Source organism: Tenacibaculum larymnensis (assembly GCF_028829235.1).
In the GTDB taxonomy this organism is placed as follows: Bacteria; Bacteroidota; Bacteroidia; order Flavobacteriales; family Flavobacteriaceae; genus Polaribacter; species Polaribacter larymnensis.
Genome location: NZ_JAIWJY010000001.1, coordinates 153991 through 166877 on the forward strand (window position 1 = coordinate 153991; position 12887 = coordinate 166877).

Annotated in this window: 9 protein-coding genes; 4 read left to right on the forward strand and 5 right to left on the reverse strand. The window is 32.8% G+C overall.

The window, feature by feature from the left end; translation table 11 throughout:
• Positions 1–31: 31 nt before the first annotated feature.
• Positions 32–1243, reverse strand: a complete 1212-nt coding sequence (locus LCI24_RS00765) for an aminotransferase class V-fold PLP-dependent enzyme (protein ID WP_274638714.1) — start codon at positions 1241–1243, stop codon at positions 32–34.
• A gap of 92 nt (positions 1244–1335) precedes the next feature.
• Here LCI24_RS00765 and LCI24_RS00770 point away from each other — a divergent pair, with 92 nt between their 5' ends.
• The 3 genes from LCI24_RS00770 to LCI24_RS00780 all read left to right on the forward strand — a co-directional run bounded on the left by LCI24_RS00770 (position 1336) and on the right by LCI24_RS00780 (position 6822).
• The gene (locus LCI24_RS00770) at positions 1336–2661 is read left to right on the forward strand and encodes a serine hydrolase domain-containing protein (RefSeq protein ID WP_274638715.1); all 1326 of its coding nucleotides are present in this window, start codon (positions 1336–1338) and stop codon (positions 2659–2661) included.
• A 3-nt stretch (positions 2662–2664) separates the two neighbouring features.
• Positions 2665–3006 (forward strand): SdpI family protein, encoded by a 342-nt coding sequence (locus tag LCI24_RS00775; protein WP_274638716.1) that lies wholly within the window; start codon positions 2665–2667, stop codon positions 3004–3006.
• Between the two features lie 297 nt (positions 3007–3303).
• Positions 3304–6822 (forward strand): amino acid adenylation domain-containing protein, encoded by a 3519-nt coding sequence (locus tag LCI24_RS00780; protein ID WP_274638717.1) that lies wholly within the window; start codon positions 3304–3306, stop codon positions 6820–6822.
• Between the two features lie 127 nt (positions 6823–6949).
• On the opposite strand, the gene LCI24_RS00785 is transcribed toward LCI24_RS00780, so the two are convergent.
• The gene (locus LCI24_RS00785; RefSeq protein WP_274638718.1) at positions 6950–7627 is read right to left on the reverse strand and encodes an SCO family protein; all 678 of its coding nucleotides are present in this window, start codon (positions 7625–7627) and stop codon (positions 6950–6952) included.
• Positions 7628–7786: 159 nt separating this feature from the next.
• Between LCI24_RS00785 and rseP the strand changes: the two genes are divergently transcribed.
• Positions 7787–9133, forward strand: coding sequence for an RIP metalloprotease RseP (rseP, locus tag LCI24_RS00790; protein WP_274638719.1), 1347 nt, complete (start codon positions 7787–7789; stop codon positions 9131–9133).
• 80 nt (positions 9134–9213) lie between these two features.
• Here the strand turns inward: rseP and LCI24_RS00795 are convergent, their stop codons facing one another.
• Genes LCI24_RS00795 through LCI24_RS00805 form a run of 3 tightly spaced genes read right to left on the reverse strand, consistent with a single transcriptional unit; the run spans position 9214 to position 12796 of the window.
• On the reverse strand, positions 9214–11022 hold the full coding sequence (locus tag LCI24_RS00795; RefSeq protein ID WP_274638720.1) for a lysophospholipid acyltransferase family protein: 1809 nt from the start codon (positions 11020–11022) through the stop codon (positions 9214–9216).
• A 51-nt stretch (positions 11023–11073) separates the two neighbouring features.
• Entirely contained in the window at positions 11074–12327 is a 1254-nt protein-coding gene (locus LCI24_RS00800; protein WP_274638721.1) for an aspartate kinase, read from the reverse strand.
• Positions 12314–12796 (reverse strand): GNAT family N-acetyltransferase, encoded by a 483-nt coding sequence (locus LCI24_RS00805; RefSeq protein ID WP_274638722.1) that lies wholly within the window; start codon positions 12794–12796, stop codon positions 12314–12316. The genes LCI24_RS00800 and LCI24_RS00805 overlap by 14 nt, the downstream gene beginning before the upstream one ends.
• Positions 12797–12887: the final 91 nt, after the last annotated feature.

A 12887-nucleotide genomic window follows, 5' to 3' on the forward strand; every position in this document is an offset into this window, starting at 1 on the left:
TTTTTTTATTCTTATCTAAATTAAGTTCCTTTTAACTTAACATCATCTGTGCTTTCTTAACAGCACTTACCAATACATCAACTTCTTCTTTAGTATTATAAAAAGAAAAAGAAGCTCGTACTGTACCTGGAATACAATAAAAGTCCATAATAGGTTGAGCACAATGGTGTCCTGTACGAACCGCTACTCCTAGTTTATCTAAAATTGCACCGACATCATACGGATGAATTCCTTCTAAATTAAAAGATATTACTGATGTTTTATTAGAAGTACCGTAAATTTTCAATCCATCTATTTTTTCTAACTCTTGCGTTGCATACGATAACAATTCGTTTTCTTGCTTTTCAATAGTATCAAAACCAACTGAATTCATATAATCAATAGCAACTCCAAAGGCTATTCCTCCACAAATATTAGGTGTTCCAGCTTCGAATTTATGAGGCAATCCAGCGTAGGTAGTTTTTTCAAATGTTACAGTTTCAATCATTTCTCCTCCTCCTTGGTATGGTGGTAATAACTGTAACAATTCTTCTTTTCCATATAACATTCCAACACCTGTTGGCCCACACATTTTATGAGCTGAAGCTACATAAAAATCAGCATCTAATGCTTGAACATCTGGTTTTATGTGAGGTACTGCTTGTGCACCATCAATCAACACATAAGCACCAAATTTATGAGCAGCGTGGATAATTTCTTTTACAGGGTTAATTGTTCCCAATGCATTCGACACGTGGTTACAAAAAACTAATTTTGTTTTTGGATTCAATAATTCATGATAAATATCCATTCGTAACGAACCATCTTCATCCATCGGAATTACTTTTAAAACAGCTCCTGTTTTTTCGCATAACATTTGCCAAGGCACAATGTTAGAATGATGCTCTAAAGCAGATACAATTATCTCATCACCCTCTTGTAAAATAGATGCGAAACCAGATGCTACAATATTAACTCCATGTGTTGTTCCTGAAGTTAATATAATTTCATAAGAATGCTTCGCATTGAAATGTTTTTGAATCTTAATTCTGGCTTCCTCATACTTATCAGTTGCTTCCTGACTTAATGTATGTACACCTCTATGAATATTTGCATTATAATTGGAATAATAATCAACAATAGCATCAATTACTACCTGAGGTGTTTGCGAAGTGGCTCCGTTATCTAAATACACTAATTTTTTCCCATGTACTTCTCTATTTAAAATAGGAAAATCAGCTCGAATTTTATCTATACTAAACATGTAAAATATCAAATTTAGCACAAAGGTAGGGCTTGCGTTTCAAATACAAACATCAAACAATTAAATTCTTACATTTGCTAGAAACCTCTCACATGAAAAATTTTAAAAGAATCCTTTTTCTTATTTTAATTGCCCTTGCAATTACTATTTTTTACAACTATCCGAAGCTAAATATTCTTGCAGGATACTCCGCTAAAAATACAGCTTCATCAGTATTTCTAGCCAAAAGAAGTTTAGAGTTTACCGATGCTAATGACAATAACTTTTCTCCTATAAATATTACTTCTGATGAAATTAATACAGAAGAAAAATCTGCTACAGGTTCCGTATACGGGTTACTAAAAAGAAAGGCTGTATACAGAGAAGGCCTTGGTGCTGTTTTAGTTACAGATGATTTTGACATCACCAAACCTCAACTCACTCCTAAACGTTCTAAACCAGACAATATCACTCCTTTTCCTTATGGAAATGCAAATCATAAAGACACTATTTTCACTAACATTGATTATACAAAACTAAATGAGACTATTGATACTATTTTTAATGTTAGAAATCAAACACGTTCGGTAGTAGTGGTATATAAAAACAAAATTATTGCTGAAAAATATGATACTGGTTTTACCAAAGAATCGAAGCAACTAGGTTGGTCTATGACTAAAAGTATTACGGGTACTTTGTTCGGAATTTTAAAATGTCAAGGAAAAGTTGATGTTCAAGAAAATAACTTGTTTTCTGAATGGGAAAACGATGACCGTAAAAACATTACAATCCATAATTTATTACAAATGAATTCTGGTTTAGAATGGAACGAAGATTACAATAGTATTTCTGATGCTACCAAGATGCTTTTTTTAGAAAAGGATATGACCAAAGTTCAAGTGAACAAACCTTTAGTAGGAAAACCCAATGAAACTTGGAATTATTCTTCGGGAACCTCTAATTTGTTATCTGGTATTTTACGAACAAAATTCGAAACACACCAAGAGTATCTTGATTTTTGGTATAGTGCTTTGATTGATAAAATAGGCATGAACTCTATGATTGTTGAAACCGACATGAGCAATCACTTTGTAGGTTCTTCATACGCTTGGGCAACTGCAAGAGATTGGGCTAAACTAGGCTTATTATACCTACATAATGGTGAATGGAACGGAGAACATTTGTTTGATAAAGATTGGGTAAGCTATGCTACAACCCCTACTCCTACTTCAAATGGTTGGTATGGTGCTCAAATTTGGTTAAATGCTGGTGGTAGATATCCTGATGCACCAAAAAATATGTTTTCTTTTAATGGGTATAAAGGTCAAAATGTATTTATTTTGCCTAGTCAAAATTTGGTAGTTGTTCGTACAGGACTTACTAAAAATGCAGACGTAAACACCTTGTTAAAAGGAATTATAAATTCTATTAAAAATTAAACCATGAATCCTTTTTATTACGTGCTTTCTATAAACGGATTGCTTTTTTTATTCAGTGTTATTTTTCACTTTTTCCCACCTAAAAAGATTAATGCCATTTATGGGTACCGTACGAATAAAACTATGAAGAATGATACTATATGGCAATTTGCCAATGCCTTTTTTACCAAAGAATTTATGAAATACTCAGCAATTTCATTAGTTGCAGCTTTGGTTTTAGCCTTCATATCAAAAGAATTAACATGGCAACCTATGGCAATTATGTTATTGTCACTAGCGGTATCTGTTGTTAAAACTGAACAAGAGATAAATAAGAATTTTGATCAGGATGGAAATAAGAAGTAAAAAATTCTTCAAGATGTTTTAATCAAAAGACCTTGATGTTTTTACAAAGCATCAAGGTCTTTTTTTATATCTACTCATATCTTACATCCGCAAAAAAGCCAACAGTAAAAAATTGTTTTCACAACAACTTTAAACAAACACTTTAACTTTCTTTTTATGAGTTAAATACAACAATGACCCTAAGAGCAAACAAAAACATAGTATATTTACTACTGGATAAAAGTATTTGTTAACCTATATAACAACAAAATGAAGGGCCTGTAAAATTAATTCACATAATTAAACCAATTAATTACAATGGCTTTACTCAACAACAATGATGGCTCTACAACAATTTGTGAGCTAATTAACAAACAAATGATAGCTCATCCTCAACGAGACGCTATTATAGACGGAACTACTCATATAGAGTACACTACTTTAATTAAACGTAGTAATAAAGTAGCTGGAGAACTCAAAAGTAAAGGAATAAAACCTGGAGCTTTAATTGGAGTCTGCATGAACCGTTCGTGGGAATTGGTAGCAACTCTAATAGGTATTATGCAAGCTGGGTACGCGTATATACCATTAGACCCTGCATACCCTAAAGATCGCATAGAATATATGTTAGAACATTCTCGTACTTCTGCAGTTTTTGTCGACTCTGATATTAGTGCAAACCTATGTAAAAAAGTTCAAGAATTAATTTGGATTGATAAAATAGGCAACCATACAGACACAAAAATTTATGCGTCACCAAATGAATTAGCTTATGTGATTTATACCTCAGGATCTACTGGACGACCCAAAGGTGTTGCTATTGAACATCAAAACCTAATTCCTCTGGTAAACTCTATGAAACAACTATTTACTGAAGACGATTTAAAAGGTACACTCGCTGCAGCTTCTGTTTGTTTTGACACCTCTGTCATGGAAATTTTTGGTACGCTATCATTAGGAGGGACTGTTATACTAGCCAAAAATGCGCTAGAGCTTACTTCTCTTCCTTCCGTTAATCTTATTACAATGATTGTAATGGTTCCCTCAGCAGTACAAGCCATTATCTCATCAAAAGAATTGCCTAAAAACTTACAGTGTTTAGTGTTTGGAGGCGAAGCCCTTAAGCGCTCTTTAGTAAAACAAGTATACCAACATAAACCTAATTTAAAAATTTTCAATGCTTATGGACCTACAGAAGATACTGTATATGCTACCATAGCTAGAATACATAAAGAAGATGAGCTTATTACTATTGGTACTTCTGTACCTGGTTCGCGTGCTTATATTTTAGATGAAAATCTTCAAATTGTTCCCAATGGAGAAGTGGGAGAATTACACCTTTCAGGAAATAAAGTAGCCCATGGCTATTTATTTGATGAAGAACTAACAAAAAAAAGGTTTATCAATGTAAAGTTTAACAACCAAAATACAAGTATTCGTTTATATAAAACAGGTGATTTATGTCGTTGGACTACTAATAATGAAATAGAGTTTGTTGGTCGCGCCGATCAACAAGTTAAAATAAGAGGACATCGAATTGAACTTGAAGAAATAGAAACAGTTATTGAGGAAATTGAGTCCGTTGATGCTGCCGCTGTAGCGATTTCTGAAGGAAATATAGGACAAAAAATATTAGTTGCTTACGTAGTTAATACTCATGGAAAAGAAGTAAAGACTACTGATGTAATATCCCACGTGCATCAATTATTACCCAAATACATGGTTCCACAAATTGTTAAACAAATAGATGAGCTTCCTTTGCTTCCTAATGATAAGCTTGACAGAAAAAAACTAACCAACCTTTCTATCGAGCTATCTTCTGAACTGGTAACCGATGATTCTCAACACTATCAAAAACCTACAAAGCAACACACTTTTTCAAATGATTATAAAGAACACCTATTACGAACCATTCAAAATGAAGTAGCTAAACTTCTTACCATGAACAACTCAGCAAATGTATTGCCTGATGATTCATTTGACAACCTTGGAATAGATTCGTTAACCACACTAGAGCTCAGTAGTAGGTTAAGTAACATGTTACAGCTAGATATTAGTGCGTATGATATCTTTGAAAACCCTACGCCCAATGCCTTAATTAATCATATAATTGGCTCAAAAGAAAACACCAAAGAAAACAAGAACTTAAAATTAAAAACAGATACGCTTACAAGTTTTCAAACCCATATCCAGTCCAGTCATCCTACTTTTCAAGCAGCTAAGGTTTCTGCATGGTCAGTAAACGATAAAAGCAAACTAGTGCAAGAAGTATTGCAAATGGTAAACGATACCCGTAGAAATCCATACAGTAAAGTGTTACTTACTGGTAGTGCTACCAAAGGATTAGTAGGAGACGCTTATAATGATGAAACACAAGAAGCAATTATTTGGACAACAAATCTGTACCTAGGATTAAATCGTGATCCTGAAGTAATAAAAGAAGCTGCTATTTCTTTAGAAAAGTATGGAACAGGTATGGGAACATCTGCTGCAGCCTCAGGTATGACGCATCAGCATCTTGAATTTGAAGAAGAGTTTGCTGATTTAGTAGGAAAGCCCAGTGCTTGCTTGTTTCCTACAGGTTATACTGCTAATGTAGGTGCTGTGGCTGGACTTTTAGGAAGAAACGACATGGTTCTTATAGATCAACTCTGTCATGCCTCAATTGTAGATGGAGCAAGGTTGTGTGGTGCTACTGTAAGAACTTTTAAACACAATGATGCTGAAGATCTAGAAGATATTTTACAGTCAGAAGCATCTCCGTATCGTACTATTTTAGTAGTACTAGAAGGTGTTTATAGTATGGGAGAAGGAGCAGCTCCAGTAGCAAAAATTGTTAAAACGGCTAAAAAATATAATGCCCTCACTTTAGTAGATGAGGCTCATTCTTTCGGTTTTTATGGTAAAGGTGGTGCAGGAATATGTGCAGCACAGGGAGTAACCGAAGAAGCAGATTTTATCATGACAACGTTAAGCAAAGCCTTAGGAAGTCTTGGAGGCGTGGTAGCTGCCAGTAAAGAACATATCGACTTATTAAAATCATCTTCGAGAGCCTATATCTTTCAAGCTTCTATTAGTCCCGCTGATATGGCAGCAGCATTAACTGCATTAAGAAGACTGAGAAAAGATGATGAGCTACGTCAGAGATTATGGGATACGACTTACTACATGCGTCAAAAATTTGAAGAAGCTGGATACGATTTAGGCACTGGTGATGGTCCTATTGTTACGCCTCATTTTGCAGATAAAGATAAGCTTTACGCTATTGTACAAAAACTATACAAACTAGGTATTCAAACATCTGCAGTTACTTATCCTATTGTTGAAAGTGGAAGAGGGCGTCTTCGATTAATTTGCTCCGCCGCACATACCCGTGAAGATGTAGATAAAACATTGGCTGCTCTGATTAAAGCGGAACGAGAAGTTGACGTTTTACTTAAAGAACAACAAAAAGATAAAAGAAACACAACTGTTTCTTTTTCTGAATTAGAAAATTGGGCTAAAAGTTTTTCATACTACTTAAAAACAGTAATCAATGAAAACACACCTAACTTAGCTATAGAGTTAAAAAACAATGAAAATCCTGACACTATATCTATCTTAATAAAAGATAACAAGGTTACTCTTAATCATAACTCTACTTATGAACTACCTACTTGTTCTCTACTTATAAGTGAAAAAGCTGCTATAGACGCTTTAGAGTCTTTTAATATTCAAGACTTATTAAGTACTATTTCAAATGGTTATTGTACTTTAAAAGGTCAAATAGAGCCTTTTGTTTGGCTAATTGGGCGTATTTCAGAATATGATAAAGCTACTGTTTTACAAGTAAATTAACGAGTATTCATATTCTTAAGACAAACTTATCTAAACGTTTTAACTAAAAGACCTTGATGTTTTTGTAAAAACATCAAGGTCTTTTTTTAAACTCATACGTGTCTTTTTTATTGACCGTCTTAATTCATTATTTTTTATACTCTTCTTTAAGCAGTGTAATATCATCAATAATTTTCTGCATATTTTCTTTTTTGGTTCCATCATACGAACCTCTTATACGTCCCTCTTTGTCAATTAACACAAAGTTTTCAGTATGAACCCAGTCATTCTCTCCCCCATCACCTTCATCCAACACAGCAAAATAGTGCTTTCGTGCTAAGTTGTAAATATGTTTCTTTTTTCCTGTAGTTACATTCCATTTTCCATCAATCACACCTTTTTCATCAGCATACTTTCGTAATTGTGGTACGCTATCCATTACTGGAGTTACGGAGTGTGACAAAAACATAATATCGTCATCATTTTTATAATGTTCTTGCAGCTCACTCATATTATACGCCATCGCAATACAAATAGTTTGACAACGGGTAAAAAAGAAATCAGCTATATATATCTTTCCTTTATAATCAGCGTTCGTAATGGTATCTCCATTCTGGTTAATTAAGGTAAAATCTCCTACTCTATGGTTTTTTGTTCTATTTCTCACAGAAGCATCAACCAATTTTGGATTAATATCAGCAGGGTTATAAATAGGCAACTTTTTGTCAACCTTTACTAAGTGATAAAAAACAGGTACACCAATAGCACAGAAAACTAAAATAAAAATTAAGGTGCTTTTTGACTTTTTAAAGAATTTAAAATCCACAGTACTAAAATTTTCTGCAAAAATACGACTAAAAACAGCGTTTATAAACCACTATACTAAAAACTTTGTTAAAACAAATGCGCAACTGTTACACAAACTTTTAGAACTGTACTGAAAAACGTACATTTGTCAGATTTTAAATTTAGACGAACACCATTTATGGAAATTTTAATAAAAGCATCACAATTCATTTTAAGCTTATCGCTCTTAATCGTTTTACACGAGTTAGGACACTTTATTCCAGCAAAATTATTCAAAACCCGTGTAGAAAAATTCTACCTTTTTTTCGATTATAAATTCTCTTTATTTAAAAAGAAGGTTGGTGAAACAGTTTATGGTATTGGTTGGATTCCGTTAGGTGGTTACGTTAAGATTGCAGGAATGATTGATGAGAGTATGGATACCGAACAAATGCAAAAACCTGCGCAACCATGGGAGTTTCGTTCTAAACCTGCATGGCAACGTTTAATTATTATGCTAGGTGGAGTTATTGTTAATTTTGTGTTAGGTATTTTAATTTACATCTGTTTAATGTGGGCTTATGGTGAGAAATACTTACCTAATGAAAGTTTAAAAGATGGTGTTTGGGTTCAAGATCAATTAGGAAAAGATTTAGGTTTAGAAACTGGAGATAAAATCTTAACAATTGACGGACAAAAAATTGAAAAATTTAGAGAGCTTCCGTTAGAGTTTATTAACGGTACTAATTACACTGTTGAAAGAAACGGAACTGTTCTTGAAAAAGAAATTCCAACCGATTTTATTTCAAAATTAGTTGATAGAGGTAAGGATGCTGGAGCTTTTATAATGTACAGACAACCTTTTGTTATTGGACAAATCCCTGAAGATTCTCCAAATATAAAAAGTGAATTACAAAAGAAAGATATTATAACTGCTATTAATGGTATTTCTACTCCTTATTTTGATCAGGTTCAAGTAGTTTTAGAAAGTAAAAAAGGTCAAGAAATAAATGTTACTGTTAAACGAGGTAACCAAAACATAACTATTCCTGCTAAGGTTTCTGATGAAGGAAAATTAGGAATTTATGCTACAAACTTACCTTTAACAGATTTAGAAAAACTAGGTTACTATAACTTAGCGGAAAAAACATATACTTTTGGAGAAGCTATTCCTGCTGGTACAAATAAAGCTTGGACAACCTTAACCAACTATATTAAGCAAATGAAAAAGATTTTAAACCCTAGTACGGGTGCTTATAAAGGTTTAGGTGGATTTATCTCTATCGGAAGTATATTTCCTTCAGAATTTAGCTGGGAAACATTCTGGAACATTACAGCATTCTTATCAATTATGTTAGGATTTATGAATTTATTACCAATCCCTGCTTTAGATGGTGGTCATGTTGTATTCACCTTGTGGGAAATGATTACGGGTAAAAAACCAGGTGATAAGTTCTTAGAATATGCTCAAATTACAGGATTTATCTTATTAATAGCATTATTACTATTCGCCAATGGAAACGATATATTTAGGTTGTTTAAATAACCTATAAACAATACAAAATAAAAAAGCATCGTACTAAGTACGATGCTTTTTTATTTATGTTATATTTTAACTTGGCTTGATTACTTATTTAAGTTTTCTGCTGCACGACGTTCTAACTCTGCTTGAAACTCTTCCATAACAGGTTTTACTGTACTTTCTGGTATATCTGCTACCTTAATATACATTAATCCATCAATTGCATTATTAAACTTAGGATCTACGTTAAACGCAACTAAACGAGCATTCTGTTTTACGTACTTTTTAATTAATACCGGAATACGTAACTCTCCTGGCTCAAGCTCATCAATAATCTTATCAAACTTTTGCATATCTGCCTCTGTAGCATCAAATACAAAATCTTTATCAGCATCTTTTAGCTTTACTTTAAATTCTTTCTTTGGTCTAATATATTGTGCCACATACGGATCGTAATAATGAGATTTCATGAACTCAATCATTAATGATTTTGAGAATTCAGAAAACTGATTACTTATACTTACTCCTCCCATTAAATACTTATGCTCTGGATAACGTAATGTAACATGCACAATTCCTTTCCACAGTAAGAATAATGGCATTGGTTTTTGTTGATATTCTTTAATAATGAAAGCACGTCCCATTTCAATGGTTTTTTCCATCATAGGGTACAATTCTGGCTCTATTCTAAATAATGTTTGAATATAAAAACCATTTATTCCGTGTTTCTTATAAATATCTTTTCCTAACCCCATTCTATAGGCTCCTACCAATCTATTTTGTTGGTCGTCCCATAAAAATAAGTGGTGGTAATATTTATCAAATCTATCTAGATCAATAGGTTTATTTGTTCCTTCTCCTACTTCTCTGAACGTAATTTCACGTAAACGACCTATTTCATGCAAAATATTTGGTATTTCTTTTGCGCTTGCAAAAAACACCTCATAGTTCTTACTTTGTAATAATCTACTTCCTTTTTCTCGTAAAGCATCAACTTCTTTTACAAATAAATCTGGTGATTTTTGAGATGTAATTTTTTTAGCTTTCTTCGGAATTTTTAAATTGTGTGTTGACAATATCTTTGGAGATGCTTTCTCATACGGATTCGCCAACATATACGTTTTTCTACGTAAAAATTGATAAAAATCAGGTATCTCTGTAAATGAATCTTGATCTTTAACTGATATAGGTTTACCAATTCTTACTTTAATAACTCTATTTTTCTGAGATAATAATTCTGACGGAAGTTTTGCTGTTCTTAATGTATCACTAATTTTAGATAATGTATAAAACAGCTGACTATTTTTAGCATGAAAATAAATAGGAATTACAGGTACTTTAGCTTTTTTAATTAAACGTACAGCTCCTTGCTCCCATTCTTTATCTACCATTAGCTTTCCATCACGATACGTAGATACTTCACCTGCTGGGAAAAGTCCTAATGGCTTTCCTTCTCTTAAATGTAATAAGGCATTTTTAATTCCTGATACACTCGATTTAGCATCCTTATGATTTTCAAAAGGATTTACTGGCATTACATAGGGCTTTAAAGGCTCTATTCTGTGCAATAAAAAATTTGCTATAATCTTGTAATCAGTTCTATGCTCTAATAAGAGTTTTAATAATAAAATACCATCTATCCCTCCAAGCGGATGGTTAGAAATAGTTATAAATGGTCCTTCTTTAGGAATACGTTTTAAATCTTCTTCTGGAATTTCAAACTCAATTTGAAACTCATCTAACAAACCATTTAAAAAAGGTAAATCTTTTTTGTGCTTGTGCTTGTTATAAATTTCATTGGCGGTAGAAATTCGCAAAACTTTCATCAGCAACCAACCTGAAAACGTTCCGAAAACGCCGAACTTGTCGGCCCCTATTGCTTTTGCAACTTCTTTAGGTGTTACTAATCCCATACATAGTTATCAATTGACATAACTGCAAATATAATCGATTTTTTGCAAGCTTTACATGTTTTCTTGAATCACTAACTGTGCAGTTTCAGTATTTATTTGACGAATGATTGATTTTCCTCGCTTTCTTATCGTTTTTATCGCGTCATCATTAAAGTGACGGATTGTGTATAAAGTAGTATCCTTATAAGCTCTAATTTTATACGCTCCTTTTAAATCGTTATAAAAGTTTTCAAAATTATTATACTTATCTTCTATACATACAGAAAAACTGATCGCCGAATTTTGAATTAAGTTTACCTTTAAATTATAGTCGTGTAGTTTCTTAAAAACATCGCTAATATTATCTTCTACCATAAAAGAGAAATCTTTTGCTGAAATCGCTACTAAAATTTGATTTTTCTTTACGATAAAACATGGAACCTCTGGTGTTATCTTTTTTCCTCTTCCAACACATGTTCCTGATTTTGTAACATCTTCAAACGAACGCACATATAGCGGAATATTTTTTTGTTCTAAAGGCTGAATTGTTTTTGGGTGAATTACCGATGCTCCATAAAACGCCATTTCAATAGCTTCTGTATACGAAATTTCTTGTAACAAAGCTGTTTCTGAAAACACTCTAGGATCAGCATTTAATACTCCTTGAACATCTTTCCAAATAGTAACGCTATCAGCATCCAAACAATAAGCAAAAATACCTGCGGTATAATCGGAACCTTCTCTTCCTAAAGTAGTTGTTTCTGTTCCAAATCCTCCTAAAAACCCTTGTGTAATATTCAATTTAGATACATCAACTTTTTCTTTGATTTGTTGCTCAGTTTGCTCCCAATCTATTTTAGCATCGCGATAAGTACCATCAGTTTTTATGTACTCTCTTACGTCTAACCATTGATTCTCTACTCCTATTTCAGATAAATAAGCACTTACAATAGTGGTAGATAGTAACTCTCCAAAACCAACCATTTGATCGTACACGTAGTTATAATCTTTGGATGTATTTCGAGCCATGAAACCGCTCAATTCACCAAATAAATGATTTACCTTGTTATATATCTCGTCATTTGGACTGAATAAATCCTCCAACATTTTTTTATGGAAGTCTTCTACAAAGTTCAAAGAATCTTTAAGGCTTTCCTTTTTGTAGAAATAATCATTAACCACTTGCTCAAAAGCATTGGTCATTTTTCCCATAGCAGAAATTACAACTAGTATATTTTCTGTTCCTTCATGTTGCAATACTTTCGCAACATTTTTCACTCCATTCGCATCTTTTACCGATGCTCCTCCAAACTTAAATATTCTCATTACAAAATTGTTCTAAGCTTTGTTCATTCATATGGCATACTCTCCACTCATCATATACAGTAGCACCTGTGTTTTTATAAAAATCGACAGCTCCTGTATTCCAATCTAACACTTCCCAAGCAACTCTTTTACAGTTGTTTTTATGTGCATAATTCATTACAGCACTATATAATGCTTTTCCTGCACCTATACCTCTTTTAGATTGCGTCACCATTAAATCTTCTAAATGAATTGCTTTTCCTTTCCATGTAGAATAACGTTCATAAAACAACGCCATTCCTATAATCTTATTATCTTCTTCAGCCACAAAGGTTTTAAACTTCGGTTTATCAGAAAACCCATCTTTAACAATGTCTTCAACCGTAATTTTAACCGCATCTGGTTCCTTTTCAAAAACAGCTAATTCAATAATTAAATCTAATATAGCTTGAGCATCTTTTTGCTCTCCTGGTCTGATAATAAAACTCATTTCTTACTTTTTTTGGTAAAGATACTTCTCTTAAAACTTTCTGATAAAACAAATGAAAAATTAAAACACATCATATTTTTTTGTTGAAAAT